The 17,661-nt window shown below is 72.1% G+C and carries 16 protein-coding genes and 1 riboswitch; of the genes, 1 reads left to right on the forward strand and 15 read right to left on the reverse strand.

The window, feature by feature from the left end; translation table 11 throughout:
* Positions 1–3: 3 nt before the first annotated feature.
* Positions 4–160, reverse strand: a riboswitch (cyclic di-AMP (ydaO/yuaA leader).
* A gap of 295 nt (positions 161–455) precedes the next feature.
* On the reverse strand, positions 456–2,552 hold the full coding sequence (locus tag ACIQGQ_RS21985; protein ID WP_402398327.1) for an alpha-galactosidase: 2,097 nt from the start codon (positions 2,550–2,552) through the stop codon (positions 456–458).
* Between the two features lie 223 nt (positions 2,553–2,775).
* Here ACIQGQ_RS21985 and ACIQGQ_RS21990 point away from each other — a divergent pair, with 223 nt between their 5' ends.
* A complete protein-coding gene (locus tag ACIQGQ_RS21990) occupies positions 2,776–3,588 on the forward strand; it encodes a tyrosine-protein phosphatase (RefSeq protein WP_402398328.1) in 813 nt (270 codons plus the stop codon).
* 10 nt (positions 3,589–3,598) lie between these two features.
* Here the strand turns inward: ACIQGQ_RS21990 and ACIQGQ_RS21995 are convergent, their stop codons facing one another.
* The 14 genes from ACIQGQ_RS21995 to ACIQGQ_RS22060 form a co-directional block, all read right to left on the reverse strand.
* Positions 3,599–3,766 carry a DUF6126 family protein gene (locus tag ACIQGQ_RS21995; protein ID WP_366299392.1) on the reverse strand — a complete coding sequence of 56 codons (168 nt, stop codon included), beginning with the start codon at positions 3,764–3,766 and terminating at the stop codon, positions 3,599–3,601.
* Positions 3,767–3,797: 31 nt separating this feature from the next.
* Positions 3,798–4,403: an XRE family transcriptional regulator gene (locus ACIQGQ_RS22000; RefSeq protein WP_366299391.1), complete on the reverse strand. Its 606-nt coding sequence runs from the start codon at positions 4,401–4,403 to the stop codon at positions 3,798–3,800.
* 62 nt (positions 4,404–4,465) lie between these two features.
* Entirely contained in the window at positions 4,466–5,863 is a 1,398-nt protein-coding gene (locus ACIQGQ_RS22005; protein WP_402398329.1) for an aspartate aminotransferase family protein, read from the reverse strand.
* On the reverse strand, positions 5,860–6,159 hold the full coding sequence (locus ACIQGQ_RS22010; protein ID WP_402398330.1) for a 1-deoxy-D-xylulose-5-phosphate synthase N-terminal domain-containing protein: 300 nt from the start codon (positions 6,157–6,159) through the stop codon (positions 5,860–5,862). Before ACIQGQ_RS22010 ends, ACIQGQ_RS22005 begins: the two co-directional genes overlap by 4 nt.
* A gap of 110 nt (positions 6,160–6,269) precedes the next feature.
* On the reverse strand, positions 6,270–7,289 hold the full coding sequence (hpnH, locus tag ACIQGQ_RS22015; protein ID WP_352274683.1) for an adenosyl-hopene transferase HpnH: 1,020 nt from the start codon (positions 7,287–7,289) through the stop codon (positions 6,270–6,272).
* 5 nt (positions 7,290–7,294) lie between these two features.
* Positions 7,295–7,954, reverse strand: a complete 660-nt coding sequence (locus ACIQGQ_RS22020) for a 1-hydroxy-2-methyl-2-butenyl 4-diphosphate reductase (RefSeq protein ID WP_402398331.1) — start codon at positions 7,952–7,954, stop codon at positions 7,295–7,297.
* A complete protein-coding gene (gene shc / locus ACIQGQ_RS22025; RefSeq protein ID WP_402398332.1) occupies positions 7,954–9,951 on the reverse strand; it encodes a squalene--hopene cyclase in 1,998 nt (665 codons plus the stop codon). Before shc ends, ACIQGQ_RS22020 begins: the two co-directional genes overlap by 1 nt.
* Positions 9,952–10,057: 106 nt before the next feature.
* Positions 10,058–11,161 carry a polyprenyl synthetase family protein gene (locus tag ACIQGQ_RS22030; RefSeq protein ID WP_402398333.1) on the reverse strand — a complete coding sequence of 368 codons (1,104 nt, stop codon included), beginning with the start codon at positions 11,159–11,161 and terminating at the stop codon, positions 10,058–10,060.
* Complete coding sequence (gene hpnE, locus ACIQGQ_RS22035; RefSeq protein ID WP_402398334.1) at positions 11,158–12,546, reverse strand: hydroxysqualene dehydroxylase HpnE; 1,389 nt, start codon at positions 12,544–12,546, stop codon at positions 11,158–11,160. The genes ACIQGQ_RS22030 and hpnE overlap by 4 nt, the downstream gene beginning before the upstream one ends.
* Before the next feature lie 118 nt (positions 12,547–12,664).
* Positions 12,665–13,585 (reverse strand): presqualene diphosphate synthase HpnD, encoded by a 921-nt coding sequence (gene hpnD, locus ACIQGQ_RS22040; RefSeq protein WP_402398335.1) that lies wholly within the window; start codon positions 13,583–13,585, stop codon positions 12,665–12,667.
* Positions 13,586–13,614: 29 nt separating this feature from the next.
* The gene (hpnC, locus tag ACIQGQ_RS22045) at positions 13,615–14,526 is read right to left on the reverse strand and encodes a squalene synthase HpnC (protein WP_402398336.1); all 912 of its coding nucleotides are present in this window, start codon (positions 14,524–14,526) and stop codon (positions 13,615–13,617) included.
* Between the two features lie 445 nt (positions 14,527–14,971).
* On the reverse strand, positions 14,972–15,757 hold the full coding sequence (locus tag ACIQGQ_RS22050; RefSeq protein WP_352274690.1) for an ABC transporter ATP-binding protein: 786 nt from the start codon (positions 15,755–15,757) through the stop codon (positions 14,972–14,974).
* Positions 15,750–16,679: an ABC transporter permease gene (locus ACIQGQ_RS22055; RefSeq protein ID WP_402398337.1), complete on the reverse strand. Its 930-nt coding sequence runs from the start codon at positions 16,677–16,679 to the stop codon at positions 15,750–15,752. The genes ACIQGQ_RS22050 and ACIQGQ_RS22055 overlap by 8 nt, the downstream gene beginning before the upstream one ends.
* A gap of 109 nt (positions 16,680–16,788) precedes the next feature.
* Positions 16,789–17,661, reverse strand: coding sequence for a glycosyltransferase (locus ACIQGQ_RS22060; RefSeq protein WP_352274692.1), 873 nt, complete (start codon positions 17,659–17,661; stop codon positions 16,789–16,791).

The raw sequence follows: 17,661 nt of genomic DNA on the forward strand, positions 1-17,661 counted from the left end.
GGCGTCTTTCCTCTCCGGCGCCTGCGAGGTGAGCTGTCGGGTTCGGGCTGGAGATGCCCGGCCGCACGGTGTGCGGCTTCACCCCTAGCCGTCCGGATCTCTCCGGCCGGCGGCCTACCTGGTTCCCCCGCTCCTGCCACGCGATAAGTGGATGTGAATTCCGGTCGGCGGCAGGATTGGGCGGGCCGTCCGGAATGCGGTGACCGTAAGCGAGCCGGGACGGCGAGAACAAGCACCTGGTTCCCCGCCGGTATTCCGCTTCGGGAATTCGGAACGGAATTCCGGTCACCCTCCGTGGATTACGGATCTTGTTATTCCGCGCGGCGAAAGGAATTCCCGTCCCGTCCGCCGCCACACACCGTCACGAATATGATCCCGCTCACGGGCCGCCGACCATCTCCCTTATAAGCGGGAGATGTTCGTAAAAAGCGCGCATTACGGACATGCCCGGCTGCTCAGTCCTGTCGCAGGCGCAGCACCCGCGCGTCGAGATCGCCCCGGAGTCCGGTGTCCAGTCCCTGGTGGAACAGGACCGCACCGTGGTGGACCGCCCCCGTGTCCCGGCAGGTGTACGTGGCAGCGGGGTCGAGCCCGCGCAGCCGCAGGGCCGGCGGGCGCTCCCCGTACCGCTGCGCCTCCAGCCACATCAGGACCACGGTCTCCTCGCCGTGCACGTACTGGACGGCGCCGAGTCCGCCGCGCGGTTCGCGCAGCCGGTACAGCGCGCCCTGCTGCACCACGGGGCGGATCTCCTTGTAGAGATCCACCCAGCCACGCGCCTCGGCCAGCTCCTCCTCGCTCCACTCGGCGAGGTTCCCGCCGATGCCGAGCACTCCGGCCATCGCGCTCACGAACCGGAAACGCAGCGAACTGACCCTGCCGTTGAGCTGGCGGTTCGGGCTGTCGGTGACCCAGGCGGCCATCACCCGGGCCGGGTGGAGGTGACTGAACCCCTCCTGGATGGCGAGCCGGTCGAGCGGATCGGTGTTGTCGGAGGTCCACACCTGGTCGGTACGGGAGAGGATGCCCAGGTCGATCCGGCCGCCGCCGCCCGAGCAGGACTCGAAGGCGACGTGCGGGTGCGCGGCCCTGAGCCGGTCGATCAGCGCGTACAGGGCGTCCACATGGGCGGTCCAGATCCGCTGCGGGTACTCCTCGCCGGGCCAGCCGGGGTCGGTGAAACAGCGGTTGAAGTCCCATTTCACGTAGTCGACGGGGGTACCGGAGAGCAGTGCGTCCAGCTGCTCCCAGAGGTACTCCCGGACATCGGGCCTGGCCAGATTGAGCACCAGCTGGTTGCGGTACTCGGTGCGGGTCCGGCCGGGGACGTGCTGGACCCAGTCGGGGTGCGCCCGGTAGAGGTCGCTGTCGGGGTTGACCATCTCCGGTTCGACCCAGATGCCGAACCGCATGCCGAGTGCGTGCACCTCGTCGGCGAGCGGCTTCAGCCCGCCGGGGAACCGGTCCGGGTTCGGGGTCCAGTCGCCGAGTCCGGCCCGGTCGCTGGTCCGCCGCCCGAACCAGGCGTCGTCCACCACGAACAGCTCCACCCCCATGTCCGCGGCACGCCGGGCCAGGGTCCGCTGCTGGTCCAGCGAGATGTCGAAGCCGGTCGCCTCCCAGGAGTTGTAGAGCACCGGCCGAAGGGTCCCGGCGTCCGGGATCACATGGGCCAGCTGCCAGGCGTGCCAGGCGCGGCTGGCCCCGCCGAAGCCCCGGTCGCTCCAGAGCCCGGCGAAGACGGGCGTGGTGTACGACTCCCCCGGGGCGAGCCTGAGCAGCCCGGACTCGTCGTGCCCGGCGCCGCCGGTGATCTGGACGAGCCCGTCGGGCAGCCGCTGCACGCAGATCCGCCAGGAGCCGGACCAGCCGAGCGCGCAGCCGTAGACCTCGCCGCTCTCCTCGGTCGCCGCGCCGTCGGCGTCCAGCGCGGCCCACGGCAGGTACTGGTGGCCGGTGTGGCCGCGCCTGCTGGAGATGACGCTCTCGCCGTGGAGCAGTTCCGCGCGCTCGATCCGGGTCTCGGCCGACCAGCGGCCGTGCAGCCGGCCGATCCGCCAGCCGTCCCGGGCCGGCAGCGACCAGGCGGCCGCGTCGGCGCGCAGCAGTTCCAGCGGCGGGCCGTCCGGACCGGTGTGGGCGACGGTGGCCCAGCGCTCCACGACGTCGGAGTCGTCCCGCATCCGGTAGTGCAGGGTGAGGCCGAGCCGGTGCACGGCGTCGGTGAAGCCGATCCGCAGTTCGTCGCCGTCGGTCCCGGCACCCCGGAAGGTCCACTCGGTGCCGCGGACGAGCGGGGTGCGGACCGAGAGCGCGGGGCGGACGAACCGGGGGCCGCCCTCGACCGGGTACTCCTCGTGGCCGTCGAGGGGGGATTCGAAGCTCCGGTGGGGGAGGTCGGGTGCGGCCGCCAGGGCCTCGGCGGCGGCGAGTCCGATCCTCGGGCCCCAGTGCAGATGGAGCAGCTCGTCCCGTTCGGTCAGTGCCAGTGCGTAGCCGCTGTTCTCGCCGGTGAGCAGCCAGGTACGGCCGGTACGACCCGTCTCGATCATCGCGCCCCCATTTTCCGACAGTTCCGCACATCATCGGCCGCCGGGGAGGTGCGGGCAACGGTGCCTCGGGGGGATGCGCCGGGTGGGCGGGCCGCCGACAGACCCGGGTTCGCCCGGGTATCGACAGCCGGGGCCCGAGATGGTTGCCTGAGGAATCGATGCCGTAGGGTCGCGGCAGTCGTGCCGCCGACGACCAGCGGCGCCGGACATTCCTGGAGTAACCGTGACGCAGCAGCTGCCGCAGGTCCCGTCGACGGAGCCCGAGCTGGCGGGCGTCCGCAACTTCCGCGACGTGGGCGGTCTGCCCACCGTGGGCGGCCGGCGGGTGCGGTACGGGCGGCTCTTCCGCAGCGGTCACCTGGCGCACGCCACCACCGAGGACGCCGCCTTCCTGGGCGGCCTGGGGCTGCACACGGTCTTCGACTTCCGCAACTCCGCCGACCGCCGCCTCGACGGCGCGGACGTGGAGCTGCCGGGTGTGCGGAACGTGAGCATCCCGCTCTCCGACCCGGCCGACGGCGCGGAGTTCTGGCGCATGGTCCGGGACGGCGACATGGACCAGCTGCGCTCCGTCCTCGGCGACGGCAAGGGGGTGGCCCGGATGGTCGCCTCGTACCGTTCGATCATCCGGGAGCGCACCGCCGAGCACGGCCGGGTGCTGCACGCCCTGGCCGAGGACAGTGTGCCCGCGCTGATGCACTGCGCGGCGGGCAAGGACCGGGCGGGGCTGTCGATCGCGGTGTCGCTGCTGGCCGTCGGGGTCGAGCGCGAGGCCATCGAGGCCGACTACCTCAAGTCCAACGACGCGCACCGCCGCTACCGGATACGCCGCAGCGACACCTCGCCCGCCGGGATGTCGGCCGAGGTCATGGAGCTGCTGAACCCGCTCTTCGGCGCCCGCGCCGAGTATCTCGCCGCGGCCTTCGACACCATCGAGGAGACCTGGGGCTCCGCGGAGCGGTACTTCTCCGAGGGGCTCGGTCTCGCTCCCGAGACCCGGGAGCGGCTGCGCGACCGGCTCCTCGACCAGGCGTGACCGGGGGCGCTCAGCCCTTGCCTGCCACCTCGAACAGCAGGTAGAGGAAGGCGGCGACGACGTGCCCGGCGACGAGATAGGCGATGAGCCGGATCACGATGCCGCGCGGGAACTTGGACTCCTGGGCCTCGTAGTGCTTGCTGGAACCGAGCGGGTCGTAGTTCTCGGAATCGGACATGACGGTCCTCTCTGGCGACCGGGAACCGGTCTCAGTGGTGGATTCCGCCGCCGAGGCACAGCTCGGCGGCGGGGCTCTGCAGCAGGGTGTGGACGAAGAGGAGCTCGGCGCCCTCCCGGCCGGTGGCCGTGATCCGGTGCGGGGTGAGGGAGTCGAAGTGCGCGCTGTCGCCGGGGGCGAGGTCGTGCACGGTGTCCCCGAGCCAGACGCGGAGGTGCCCGGAGAGCACGTAGAGCCATTCCTCGCCGGGGTGGACCCGGACGAGATCGCCCTGGGCGCCGGGCGGGACCCGGACGCGGAGGGCCTGCATGGCCCGGCCGGAGCCGCCGGCCCGCCGGTACATCCAGCCGTCGGCCTCGGCCCCCTCGTACGCACCGCCCCGGATGACCGCGTCGCGCTCCGGGGGCATCTCGCCGAGGAGCTCGGAGACGGTCGTGCCGTAGATCCGGGCGAGGCCCAGGAGCATCGGCAGCGAGGGCTGACGGCGGCCCGTTTCGAGCCGGGAGAGATGGGCGGGCGAGAGCCCGGCCCGCTGCGCCGCGCTCTCCAGGGTGAGGCCGCGGCTCCTGCGCAGGTCGCGCAGGCGGGGCGCGACACCGGGCAGCTCCTCGGCCGCCCCTCCTTCGGGAGGATTCATGTACCCATTGGGCCAGGCAACCTGCCTGAGAGGCAAATTTCTTGCCTCTCAGGCAAAAACCCTCAGCGGTTGGCCACCGCCTGCTTCACCAGTGTCCTCCCGAAGTCCCACATGAGCCCACCCCCGCCGTGTGCGTCGTCCATCACCTCGGTGAAGGCCGCCACGAACCGGTCGACGTCCGCCTCGTCGATCACCAGCGGCGGAATCAGCTTGATCACCTCCAGGTGGTCGCCCGAGACCTGGGTGAGGATGCGGTGCTTCTGGAGCAGCGGCACCACGACCATCTGCGCGAAGAGCCCCTTGCGGGCCGCCTGGAGCATCGTCCAGCGGCTGCGCAGCTTCAGCGAGGACGGCCGGCCGAACTCGATGCCGATCATCAGCCCGCGCCCGCGCACCTCGTGCAGCAGCTCGTACCGGTCGACCAGGGCGGTCAGCCGCTCCCGCAGCAGGTCGCCGGTGCGGCGCGCACGGGCGACGATCTCCTCGTCCTCCATCACCGCGAGCACCGCGAGCCCGGCGGCCATCGCCTGGGCGTTGGAGCCGAAGCTCGCGGAGTGCACCAGCACCCGGTCCATCGAGGAGTAGACGCGGCGGAAGATCCAGTCCTTGCCCAGGGTCGCGCCGACCGGCACGTAGCCGCCGGAGAGTGCCTTGGCGACGCAGACGAGATCGGGCTCGACGCCCTCCTCGTGCTGGTACGCGTAGAAGTCGCCGGTGCGGCCGAGGCCGGTCTGCACCTCGTCGGCGATGAGCAGCGCCTTGTGCCGGTGGAGGAGCTCCTGCGCCGCGCGCAGGAAGCCGGGGGGCGCGGCGTGGACCCCCTTGCCCTGGATCGGCTCCACGACCAGCGCCGCCACGTCGCCGCGGGCCAGCTCGCGCCGGAGCGCGTCGAGGTCGCCGAGCGCGATGGCGGTGTCGGGCAGCAGCGGCGCGAAGCCGTCCCGGAAGCCCTTCTCGCCGTTGACCGAGAGGGAGCCCGTCGTGAGCCCGTGGAAGGCGTGGGCGCAGTACAGGACACGGGGTCTGCCAGTGGCGTAGCGGGCGAACTTCAGCGCCGTCTCGACCGCCTCGGTGCCGCTGTTGCCGAAGAAGACCCGGTCCAGGTGCGGGCTGTGCGCGAGCAGCCGCTCGGCCAGCAGTCCGGGCAGCGGCTGGCAGTCGAAGCGGGTCAGGTCGGCCAGCGAGGCGTCCAGCACGTCGTGCAGCGCCTTGCGGACGACGGGGTGGTGGCGCCCGAGGCCCATCACGCCGAAGCCGGCGAGCATGTCGAGGTAGTCGTTGCCCTCCGCGTCCCAGAAGTGGGCGCCCTCGGCCCGTTCGTAGACCTTGTCGAAGCCGATGGTGTGCAGCATCCGGGGCAGTTGGTGGTTGAGGTGCCGGGTGTGCAGTTCGTAGCGTTCGGCGCCGCGCTCGGCCAGCAGCCGCGTCAGGTCGAAGCCCTGGGGCCGGTCGTCCGTCATCGCCCGTTCTCCTCGTTCCTGGGGTGCTCGGTGGCGTTCCGGGGCCGCCCGGTGGGCAGCCCGTGCGCACGGCTCCGGTGCCCGGCGTCCCGGAGGACGCGGCCGGCGGGCGGGCCGGACGCGCGGTGCGGCGCGAGGGAGGGCTCCACCGCCCCGGGGCCGGACCCCGGGCGACTACCGGTCCCGGCCACCGCGACGACGAGGAACTCCCCGATGTCGTCGGCCTGTTCGCCGAGCCGTCCTCCGTTCAGCGCCTTGAGGTCGTGCGGCCCCCGGATGGACTCCAGGATCGTCACGGTCGGGCCCCCTTCCCTGCTCGTGTGCCGGCGGCGGCCCCGCCCGGGAGCACCGCCGGACCGGCGGCCCGGGGTGGTCCCGGGCCGCCGGTCCGTCCGCGGCCCCGTCGTCAGCGGTTCCCGGAGACGGTCTCGCGCGCCGCGCGCAGGGACTCCTTGAGCGACCCCATGGTGGCGAGCACCGCGGTGGGCTCGTAGCCGCAGTGCGCCATGCAGTTGTCGCAGCGCGGGTCCTTGCCCCGGCCGTACTTGTCCCAGTCGGTCTCCTCGATGAGCTGACGGTAGGTCGGTACGTACCCGTCGCTCATCAGGTAGCAGGGCCGCTGCCAGCCGAACAGCGAGTAGTTCGGAATGGCCCAGGCGGTGCACGGGAAGTCCGCCTTGCCCTCCAGGAAGTCCAGGAAGAGCGGCGAGTGGTTCAGCCGCCAGCGGGAGCGGTTGCCGCCCGCGAACGCCTTCCTGAAGAGTTCACGGGTCTGCTCCACGCCCAGGAAGTGGTCCTGGACGGGCGCCTTCTCGTAGGCGTAGGCGGGCGAGATCATCATTTCGTCGACCTTCAGGTCGTCGTTGAGGTAATTGAGCACCTCGATGATGGTCTGCGGGGTGTCGGTGTTGAAGAAGGTGGAGTTCGTGGTGACCCGGAAGCCGCGCCGCTTGGCCTCCTTGATCGCCGCCACCGCCTCGTCGAAAACACCTTCCTTGGCCACGGATTCGTCGTGCCGTTCGCGCAGTCCGTCGATGTGCACGGCAAAGGCGAAATACGGCGAGGGAGTGAATTTCTCCATCTTCTTCCGCATCAGCATCGCGTTGGTGCACAGGAAGACGTACTTCCTGCGCGCGACGAGCTGCCGGACGATCTCGTCGATCTGCGGGTGCATCAGCGGTTCGCCACCCGCGATGGAGACCATCGGGGCCCCCGATTCGAGCACCGCGCCCACGGCCTGCGCCACCGGCATGCGCTGCTTGAGCACGCCCGCGGGGTGCTGGATCTTCCCGCAGCCCTCGCAGGCGAGATTGCAGGCGAACAGGGGTTCCAGTTCCACAATGAGCGGGAACTTGTCCCGCTTACGAATCTTCTGTTCGATGAGATACGTAGCAACCTTGATGGACTGACGGAGCGGCATGGCCATCTGGCTCACCTCCTGGGGAGCAGCAAGGATCGGTGCCATTCGTAGAAAGCAGGCAGGACGGCACGGAGGACACGGAAAGCCGATATTCCACCGCGTATCGTCCCGATGCGAACGAGCTCATGCTCCGGAGCATCCACGACCACCCGGACGGCGGCAACCGGGCGTGGCCCGGAGCGCAGGGCGGTGCGCAGGGTCGCGGCGGACTCCATGTCCACCGCGATCGCCCCGGTGGCGCGCAGCCCGGCCCGCTCATGTCCGCGTACGACATGGTCGGAGCCGGTCAGCGGACCGGTGTGGACGGTACGGCCGGGCACCGCCCTGGCCAGGGCCTCGACCAGCAGGCCCGTGCCGGTGCAGGCCGTCGACTCCCCGGCCTCCCGGGTCTCGTCGGCGACCACCAGGTCCCCGGGCCGCATTCCGGGCCGCAGCCCGGCGCAGAACCCGGAGGCCAGGACCGCCGAACCGGCCGCCCCGGCCCGGCCGAGCGCCCGCGCGACGGCCGCCTCGGCCGCCTCGGGGCCCATGCCGGTACGGAGCACGGTGACCGGTCCGGGGGCGTCGCCCGCCCCGGCCCGGCCGCGGGCCAGGGCGAACCGCTCGATGCCGAGCGCACAGGCGATCAGCAGCGGAGCGGCGGGGGCGGCCGCCCCCGGCCCGTCGGCCATCAGGCCCCCTTCGGGACGGCCACGCGGTCGGCGAAGGGTTCGCCGTACACGTACCGTCCGAGCGCGGTGAGCGGGAAGACCTGGCGGTAGAGGTGGTAGTTGATGGAGAAGTCCCACGGGAAACCGGTGCCGGTGAAGTACGGCTCGTCCCAGGACCCGTCGGCCCGCTGGGTCTCACAGAGCCAGCGGACGCCCCGCCGTACGGCCTGGCCGTCGCGCTCCCCCGCCGCCAGCAGCGCCAGCAGCGCCCAGGCCGTCTGGGAGGCGGTCGAGGCGCCGTGGCCGATCCACTTCTCCTCCTGGTAGGAGCGCAGGTCCTCGCCCCAGCCGCCGTCGTCGTTCTGCACGGACTCCAGCCAGCCGACCGCGCGCCGGACCGCCGGGTGCGTCCCCGGGAGCCCGGCGGCCACCAGTGCGGGGACCACCGACCCCGTGCCGTACACGTAGTTGACGCCCCAGCGGCCGAACCAGGCGCCGCTCTCCTCCTGTTCGGACAGGAGCCACCGGATGCCGCGCCGGGTGACGGGGTGGCCGGAGCGCCCCTCGACGGCGAGCATCTCCACCACGTGCCCGGTGACGTCGGCGGACGGCGGGTCGACGACCTCGCCGAAGTCGCAGAACGGCAGGCGGTTGGGGAACGGGCTGGTGTTGTCCGCGTCGAAGGCGCCCCAGGCACCGTTGCGGGACTGCATGCCGACGCTCCAGCGCACGCCGCGCCGGATCGCGGCCTCGATCCTCGCCGGATCGGGGTGGCGGACCCGGCGCAGCGCGAGGACCACCTCGGCGGTGTCGTCGATGTCCGGGTAGTTGTCGTTGTGGAACTCGAAGGCCCAGCCGCCCGGTTCGAGCCGGGGGCGGCGCACCGTCCAGTCGCCGGGCCGGACGATCTCCTCGTCGAGCATCCAGTCCGCGGCCCGCACCAGGGCCGGGTGGTCGGCGCGGACCCCGGCGTCGGCGAGCGCGATGGTGGCGAGGCAGGTGTCCCACACCGGCGACTGGCACGCCTCGATCATCCGGGCGCCGTCCTCGCGCCACACCGCGAACCGGTCGAGCGATTCGAGCCCGGCGCGCATCACCGGGTGGTCGAGGTCGTAGCCCATCAGGTGCAGGGCGATGACGGAGTAGACGGCGGGGGGCTGGATGCCGCCCCAGCAGCCGTCGTTCTCCTGGCGCTCGATGATCCAGCGGACCGCGGTGTTCATCGCGGTCCGGCGCACCCCGCGCGGGGCGATCCGGCGGTAGAGGTGCAGCGCCTTGTCCAGGCGCTGGAAGACGCCGTCCCAGCTGGCGGCCGGGGCGGGGCGGCGGGGCGGGGCCGGGTTGCGGGCGTCGGTGTGCAGTTCGTCGAGCGGGAAGGGGGCCGGGCGGACCGGCCGCTTCGCCGAGACGATGGTGAGCGGCACGATGGTCTGGCGGGCCCAGCAGCCGAAGTCGTAGATGTTGAGCGGTGCCCACTTGGGGAAGAACATCAGCTCGGGCGGGAGTTCGGGGAGGTCGTCCCACTTCCACCAGCCGAAGAGCGCCAGCCAGATCCGGGTGAAGACCCTGGAGGCGGCGATCCCGCCCTGTTCCCTGATCCAGGCCGAGGCGCGGGACATGTGCGGTTCGTCCGGCCGGTCCCCGGCCAGCCGCAGGGCCACGTACGCCTCGATGGTGGCGGAGAGGTCGCCGGGCCCTTCGTGGAAGGTGGCCCAGGTGCCGTCCCCGAGCTGTTCGCCGCGGATGAAGAGGGCGGCCGCCCGTACCGTGTCGGGGTCCTGGATGCCGAGGAACTGGCGGAGCAGCAGGTCCTCGGCGTCCATCGTGACGTTGGTGGCGAGGTCGCCCTTCCACCAGCCCTGCTCGTCCTGCCGGCCGAGGAGGTGCTCCACCGAGCGCTCCGCGGCCTGCCGCGCGGCGTCGAACACACCGTCCGCGGTGGTTGTGTCGGTCGGTTCGCTGGCCGAGGCCGCCCGGGAGTTCACGGCCCCGGTGCTTCCGTCGGTCGTCGCTGTCATGGCTTCCCCTTCGTGCAGTAGGTCCTCTGCTGTGCTGGGGTCTCCGTCGGCCGGTGCCTTTCAGGGCACCGGCCGGCGACTGCGAGTCATATGGAGCAGATGGTCATCATCTCTTTCGTACGACGACGAAGTCCGCGAGCGCCGTGAGCTGCGCCCGCACGGTCTGCGGCATGTCGACGCGGTGCAGCGCCTCGATGGCGACCGCATGCTGCCGACGGGCCTCCTGGGCGGTCCAGTCGCGGCCGCCCGCCTCCTCGATGAGCGCCGCGCGGGCGGCGAACTCCTCTTCGGAGAAGCTGTCGAAATCGCTGCTCTTGGCGTCGGCGGCGAGCAGTTCGCCCAGCCGCTCCGACGCCGGGCCGCCCGCGGCCAGCGCGGCGACGACCGGCAGCGACTTCTTGCGCTGGCGCAGGTCGCTCCAGGTCTGCTTGCCGGTCGACTCGGGGTCGCCCCAGATGCCGAGCAGGTCGTCGACGGCCTGGAAGGCGAGACCGAGGTGGTAGCCGTACGCCTCCAGGGTGTCGGCGGTGCGGTCGTCGGCGCCGCCGAGCACCGCGCCGATCGAGCAGGCGCAGGCGAGCAGGGCGCCGGTCTTGTTGCCCTCCATCTCCAGGCACTCCTCGACGGTGACCCGCTCGCGGTGCTCGTACGAGATGTCCTGGGCCTGGCCGTCGATGAGCTTGCGGCTGGCCGTGGTCAGCCGGCGGGTGGCGCGGCCCGCCTCGACGGTGCCGAGCTCCAGCAGGACCTCGCTGGCGAGGGCGAAGAGCGCGTCGCCGACCAGGATGGCCTGGGCGGGGCCGTGCACCTTCCAGACCGTGTCGCGGTGGCGGCGCTGTTCGTCGCCGTCCATCAGGTCGTCGTGCAGCAACGAGAAGTTGTGCACCAGTTCGACGGCGACGGCGCCGGGGACGCCCGCCTCGGGGGCGGCACCGGCGGCCTCCGCGGACAGCAGGGCGAGGGCCGGGCGGACGGCCTTGCCGCCGTCGCCGTCGGCGGGCCGCCCCTGGGCGTCGATCCAGCCGAAGTGGTAGGCGGCGACGGTGTCCATGGGCGGTGCGAGCCGGTCGACGGCGGCCCGGAGCACCGGAGCGGAAAGGGCTCGTCCGCGCTCCAGAAGCGCGGTGACATCCGTGGTGTCGGCCACGGTGTCGGAAGCCGTATTCGCCGGGGTCACTGACTCTCCTCTTGTTCCGGTGGTACTGCTCATGCCGCCTCCTGCAGCGGATGTTCATGGGTGCGGCCGAGCGCCCGGAGCGCGACGTCCGCCGCGCTGGATCCGCTGCGTACGGCGCCCTCCATCGTGGCGGGCCAGCCGGTGGCCGTCCACGCCCCGGCCAGACCGAGGCCGGGCAGCCTGGTACGGGCCCCCGGCCGCAGGCGGCCCACGCCCGGGGTGGGGGCGAAGGTCGCCGTCCGCTCCCGGGTGACGAAGAAGTCCCGGATGCCGGCCCCGCGGGCGGCGGGCAGCAGCCGCTCCAGCTCGGGCAGGTAGCGGGCGCGCAGCTCGGCGACGGGCAGGTCGATCTCGTCGCCCGCGGCGGACTGGGAGACCGCGAGGTACTGCCCGGGGCCGGTGAGCCCGGAGGCGTCCGTCCGGTCGAAGACCCACTGGACCGGGGAGCCGAGCGCGGCGAAGAACGGGCGGCGCAGCACCTTGCGGTCGTAGACGACGTGCACGTTGAGGATCGGCGAGGTGCCGATGGCGAGCAGCCGGTCGGGGTCTTCGAGCGCGCCCTCGGGGAGCAGGCCGTGCGCCTCGTGCTGCGGGACGGCGAGGACGACGGTGTCCGCCTCGATCCGTTCGCCGCCGGTCAGCACCGTCCACCGGCCTTCCGCCGTGCGGGTGAGGCCGGTGGCCTTGGTCCGCAGTTCGGTGCGGACCCCGGCGGCGTCGAGGGCCTTGCGCGCCAGCGTGTCGTGCACCTCGCCCAGCGGTACGCGGGGCAGGCCGATGTCGGCGGCGCCGGGCTCGGAGAGGAGACCGGTCTTGAAGACCTTCGCGGCGAGCGCCAGCGAGGAGTCGGGGGCGGTGGCGTTGAGCGTGGCGACGCCGACGAGGTCCCACAGGGCCTCGATGGTGCGCGGCGACTGGCCGTGCCGGGCGAGCCAGCTGCCGAAGTCGACGGCGTCGAGGGCGGGGTCGTCCAGGTCGAGCCGGCCGAGCGCCAGCGCGGCCCGTCCGACGCTCGCCCGCTCGGCGAGCGAGAGGTGCGGGTAGCCGACCAGCCCGGCGGCCAGGTGGAAGGGGACCGGCAGGCCGTTGCGGCGCAGCCGGCCGAGCCGGGGGCCCGAGGCGCGTCCGACGTCGAGCACGGGTACGTCCAGCCGGTCCTGGAGCGGCGCGAGGTGGGCGCCGCCGACCCGGTCGAGGAACCAGCGGTAGGCGGTGCAGCAGCGCAAATAAACGTGCTGTCCGTTGTCGATCGTCAGTTCGCCGCGCCGGAAGGAGAAGGCGAGGCCGCCGAGCCGGGGCCGTCCTTCGAGCAGGGTCACGTCAAGCCCGGCGTCGGCGAGACGCAGGGCCGCGGTGACGCCGGCGAGGCCGCCGCCGACCACGACCGCGCGGGCGGCGCCCGGTGCGTCGTGCGTCATGCGTTCTCCTTCCGCCAGGTCACATCAGTCAGGGACGCACCGTCGCGGCACGGGGTTGATCGTCGGCACGGCCGGTTCTCCGTGGTGCACATGGTGCGCGAGATGTCCTCACGGCGCATCAGGTACGCCCCCTGGCGGTCCGCCGGGAGACGTGCCGGGCGTCGAGGCCCGACAGCCCGCGGACGGCGACGTACGCCTTCTCGTGGCCCGGCAGCGAGACCCGGCCGCGCAGCACGGCCCCGGGGTCGCGCTCGATCCGGTCCAGCAGCCGCCGGTAGATGCCCGCCATGGCCGCCACGCAGGCCCCGCTGCGCCGGTCCAGCATGGGCAGCAGCCGGTACCCCTCGGCGAACAGGGCGCGGGCCCGCCGCACCTCGAAGTGGACCAGCCCCGCGAAGTCCGAGCCGGGCGGGGGAACGGACTGGTGGAAGCCGGCCGAGCAGCCGAACTTGGCGAGGTCGTCGGCGGGCAGGTAGGTGCGCCCGTTGCCCGCGTCCTCGCGGACGTCGCGCAGGATGTTGGTGAGCTGGAGCGCGAGGCCGAGGGTGTCGGCGTACTCCGCGGCCCGTTCGGCGCCGGGTGCGCCGGGTTCGGTCCCGAAGAAGCCCAGGCTGAGGCGGCCGATGGAGCCCGCGACGCAGCGGCAGTAGACCTTGAGGTCGTCCCAGGTCTCGTAGGTCGCTCCGCGCACGTCCATCAGCACACCGTCGATGAGCTCGTCGAGCCCGCCGAGCGGCAGCGGGAAGCGGCGCGCGGCATCGGCGAGCGCGACGGCCACCGGGTCGGTGTCGTCCTCCTCGACCGCTCCGTCGCGGATCCGGTCCAGGACGGTGCGGGTGCTCTCCAGCCGGACCCGCTTGGTCTCCGGGTCGAGCTCGCCGTCGCCGATGTCGTCGACCCGGCGGGAGAAGGCGTACAGCGCCGACATGGCCTGCCGCTTCTCGGTCGGCAGCAGCCTGATCCCGTAGGCGAAGTTACGCGCCTGCTGTCCGGTGACCGCCTCGCAGTAACTGTATGCGGCCTGTACCGGTGCCGACATGTACGTCGTCTGTCCCTCCACGGTCCGGCTCACCCCTCTCCACGCGCTTCTCGCAAGACAACTCCCACTTCGCGCAGCCGTCCGGGCTTGCTGGGCTTGGGCGGGCCGGGCAGTACGTCGAACCCGGCGGCCGTGATCGCGCCCAGGGCTGCGGTCCCGCCCGCCACGAATCCGGCGAGCAGCAGCTTGAGCCTGCCGTCGACGCTGCCCACCAGGGGGATGCCCTCGTCCAGCAGCGCGCGGGCGCGTTCGGCCTCGTACGCGATCAGTGAACGGACCGCCGCGCCCGCCGAGGGGGCGGCGAGGTCGGCCTCGGTGACGTGGAACCGCGCCATGTCGTCGGCGGGCAGGTAGATCCGGTCGCGGCCGAGGTCCTCGGCGACGTCCTGGAGGTGCTCGACGATCTGGAGTCCGGTGCAGACGGCGTCGGAGCGGCGGACGCGCTCGGGGCTGGCGGTGCCGGTGATCTGGAGGACGAGCCGGCCCACGGGGTTGGCGGACAGCTCGCAGTAGGCCAGGAGTTCCTCGTACGTCCCGTAGCGGCGGACCGTCTGGTCCTGCCGGTTCGCCTCCAGGAGGCCGAGGAAGGGCTCCGGGGTGAGGGCGCGGCGCCGCACGGTGGGGCGCAGCGCGCGCAGCAGGGGGTGGCGGGGGGCGCCGCCGGAGGTGTCGAAGACCTTGCGCAGGTCGGTCTCCAGGGCGTCGAGCATGGCGAGCCGGTCCGCGGCCGCCTCCGGACCGAGGCCGAGATGGCGGGCGTCCGCGCCGCCGGGCGCCAGGTCGCCGTCGCCGATGTCGTCGACGAGGCGGGCGTAGCCGTAGACGGCCATCAGGTCGTCCCGCCAGGCCCGGGGCAGGAAGAAGGGGGCTACGGGGAAGTTCTCGTGCGCGGCCTTGTCGAGCGTGCCGGGCACCGCTTCGTCGACGTGCGTCGGGGTCACCGGTCGCCGCCCGGTGCTGGGACGGCGTGAGCACCCCGGAGCTGGAGATCTTCCGTCATTGCCGCCACATCTCCCGTTCTACACCGCTGACCCAAAACATCCCATTCCGGACACGCCGCCCGGTCGGCCGAGTGCGGAGCGCTGGCTACGGGCCGTGCACCAGGGACGATCGCCCCACTTGCCTCGAATCAGCACCGGTACAGCTTACGTTGTACAACGCTCATCCATACGGCGGGGTGCGGGCCGCCCCGCCCCTCCGCCCGACGCCCCGCCAACCTTCTGACGGATCAAGGTATTTGGCGTCATCCGACGGGACGAGATCGGGAACGGCGCATACCGCCGGGCGTGGACACGCCGCCCGGGGCGGCACGGCCGCCGGTCCGCACAGCGCGACGGTCCCCGCCGGGATGGCCGGCGGGGACCGTCGGGAGCGGAGCAGCGGGCGCTACTTGCCCGTCTCGCGCTCGTACGCCTTGAGCACCTCGTCCGTCGGGCCGTCCATCAGGAGCTCGCCCTTCTCCAGCCAGAGCACCCGGTCGCAGGTGTCCCGGATGGACTTGTTGCTGTGGCTGACCAGGAAGACGGTGCCCGCCTCCTTGCGGAGCTCCCGGATGCGCTTCTCGGAGCGGATCTGGAACTTGCGGTCACCGGTCGCCAGCGCCTCGTCGATCATGAGGACGTCGTGGTTCTTCGCGGCGGCGATGGAGAACCGCAGCCGCGCGGCCATGCCGGAGGAGTACGTGCGCATCGGCAGGGTGATGAAGTCGCCCTTCTCGTTGATCCCCGAGAAGTCGACGATGCCCTGGTAGCGCTCGCGGATCTCCTCGCGGGACATGCCCATGGCGAGGCCGCCGAGCACCACGTTGCGCTCACCGGTCAGATCGCTCATCAGCGCCGCGTTGACCCCGAGCAGCGAGGGCTGGCCGTCGGTGTAGACCTTGCCCTTCTCCGTCGGCAGCAGACCGGCGATGGCCCGCAGCAGCGTCGACTTGCCGGAGCCGTTGGTGCCGATGAGGCCGATCGCCTCGCCCCGGTAGGCGGTGAAGGTGACACCGCGCACCGCGTGGACCTTGCGCACCCCGCGGGGCTCGCCCTTGCCCCGGCGCAGTATCCGGCTCAGCGCCGCGGTGGCGCTGCCCTTGCCGCCGCCCGCGCCGTTGACCCGGTACACGATGTGCACATCGTCGGCGATGACGGTGGGGACGCGCCCCTGGGTCTTGTCGTCAGCCACGGCCGTACCGTTCCTCTGCCTTCCAGAAGTACACGAAGCCCACCAGCCCGACCAGGACCGCCCAGGCGAGCGCCACGATCCAGACGTGCGCGGGCAGGTTGCTCGAACCGTAGCCGTCGATCAGCGCGAAGCGGATCAGGTCCATGTAGATGGCCGCCGGGTTGTACTGGAGCAGGTCGGCGATCCAGGCCGGCTTGTCCTTGAGCATCACCGGGATGGAGAACATGACGCCCGAGGCGTACATCCAGGTCCGCATGACGAACGGCATCAGCTGGGCCAGGTCGGGGGTCTTGCTGCCGAGCCGGGCCATGATCAGCGCCAGACCGGTGTTGAAGACGAACTGCATGGCCAGCGCCGGGATGATCAGCAGCCAGGAGAGACCCGGATAGCTGCCGAAGGCGACGGCCACGACCCCGAGGACGATCATCGAGAACAGCAGCTGCTGGAGCTGCTGGAGCGAGAACGAGACGGGCAGCGAGGCGCGTGGGAAGTGCAGCGCCCGGACCAGCCCCAGGTTGCCGGAGATGGCCCGCACCCCGGCCATGACGGAGCTCTGCGTGAAGGTGAAGACGAACACCCCGGTCACCAGGAACGGGATGAAGACCTCCTGGGTCATTCCCTTCCGGGTGCCCAGGATCAGCCCGAAGATCAAGTAGTAGACCAGGGCGTTGAGCAGCGGCGTGGCCACCTGCCACAGCTGGCCCAGCTTGGCCTGGCTGTACTGGGCGGTCAGCTTCGCCCTGGAGAACGCCATGATGAAGTGGCGCCGGCCCCAGAGCTGCCGGATGTACTCGAAGAGCCCCGGCCGGGCGCCGCTCACCGTCAGGCCGTACTTGGCGGCCAGCTCGGCCGGGCTCAGGCCGTCGTCGGCGGACGGCGGGGTGCCCAGGGCGACCGCACCGTCGTGGGTTGTGTCACTCACCAGATGAAACTCTCGTATTCAAGATGCGCAGCCAGTCGCGGGCGCGGCTCGGAGCGGACAGGTCCCAAAGGGAAAACGTACGTCCCATGCTCTCAGAGGGGGGTCTCTCTCAGATCACGGGCGGTCGGCCGAGGCGGGTCAGCCGCCAGACCGTGCGCCACTTCATCGGGCGCCGGGTTCCGCACGGCGTGGACCAGCCCTCCCGGAAGCCGCCGAACCACGCCTTCAGCGCGGCCCCGGAGGGCTTGCGGAGCAGGGTCAGCAGCATCCACACCCCGAGGTAGACCGGCACCAGGGGGGCGGGCAGGTTGCGGCGCGCCAGCCAGACCCGGTTGCGGGCCACCATCCGGTGGTAGACCGCGTGCCGCGAGGGGGCGGTCGTGGGGTGGCTGAGCACCATGTCCGCGCGGTAGTCGATCATCCAGCCGGCGTCCAGCGCCCGCCAGGCGAGGTCGGTCTCCTCGTGCGCGTAGAAGAACTGCCCCGGCAGCGGGCCGACCTCGGCGATGACCTTGGTGCGTACGGCGTTGGCGCCGCCGAGGAAGGTCGTCACGCGGGAGGAGCGCATCGGGTCGGAGGCGCGCAGCCGCGGCACGTGGCGGCGCTGGGTGACGCCGGTGTCCGGGTCGGCGATCCGGAAGCTGACGATGCCCAGCCGCGGGTCGTCCTCGAAGGCCCGGCGGCACAGCTCGGCGGTGTCGGTGCGCGGCAGCAGCCCGTCGTCGTCGAGGAAGAGCAGGGCGTCCACGTCGGCGCCGGACGGGCCGAAGGCCTCGATGCCGACGTTGCGGCCGCCGGGGATGCCCAGGTTCTCCGGCAGCTCGACGGTCCGGACGCCCGCGGGGACGTCGGGTACGGGGGCGCCGTTGCCGACGACCACCACCTCGATCCGGTCGCCCTCCTGCGCGGCGACCGAATCGAGGAGGGCGCGGAGCTCCTCCGGGCGATTGCCCATGGTGATCACGACCGCGCCGAGCTTCAT

The sequence above is a fragment of the Streptomyces sp. NPDC092952 genome (assembly GCF_044754785.1).
Taxonomy (GTDB): domain Bacteria; phylum Actinomycetota; class Actinomycetes; order Streptomycetales; family Streptomycetaceae; genus Streptomyces.

Bases quoted from the DNA above. Each gene is read 5' to 3' on its own strand.
- ACIQGQ_RS22005 (WP_402398329.1), bottom strand. From the start codon at position 5,863: ATGACGGACGACCGGCCCCAGGGCTTCGACCTGACGCGGCTGCTGGCC.
- ACIQGQ_RS22000 (WP_366299391.1), bottom strand. From the start codon at position 4,403: ATGAATCCTCCCGAAGGAGGGGCGGCCGAGGAGCTGCCCGGTGTCGCG.
- shc (WP_402398332.1), bottom strand. From the start codon at position 9,951: ATGACAGCGACGACCGACGGAAGCACCGGGGCCGTGAACTCCCGGGCG.
- hpnD (WP_402398335.1), bottom strand. From the start codon at position 13,585: ATGTCGGCACCGGTACAGGCCGCATACAGTTACTGCGAGGCGGTCACC.
- ACIQGQ_RS21985 (WP_402398327.1), bottom strand. From the start codon at position 2,552: ATGATCGAGACGGGTCGTACCGGCCGTACCTGGCTGCTCACCGGCGAG.
- ACIQGQ_RS22020 (WP_402398331.1), bottom strand. From the start codon at position 7,954: ATGGCCGACGGGCCGGGGGCGGCCGCCCCCGCCGCTCCGCTGCTGATC.
- hpnH (WP_352274683.1), bottom strand. From the start codon at position 7,289: ATGGCCATGCCGCTCCGTCAGTCCATCAAGGTTGCTACGTATCTCATC.
- ACIQGQ_RS21995 (WP_366299392.1), bottom strand. From the start codon at position 3,766: ATGTCCGATTCCGAGAACTACGACCCGCTCGGTTCCAGCAAGCACTAC.
- hpnE (WP_402398334.1), bottom strand. From the start codon at position 12,546: ATGACGCACGACGCACCGGGCGCCGCCCGCGCGGTCGTGGTCGGCGGC.
- ACIQGQ_RS22030 (WP_402398333.1), bottom strand. From the start codon at position 11,161: ATGAGCAGTACCACCGGAACAAGAGGAGAGTCAGTGACCCCGGCGAAT.
- ACIQGQ_RS22060 (WP_352274692.1), bottom strand. From the start codon at position 17,661: ATGAAGCTCGGCGCGGTCGTGATCACCATGGGCAATCGCCCGGAGGAG.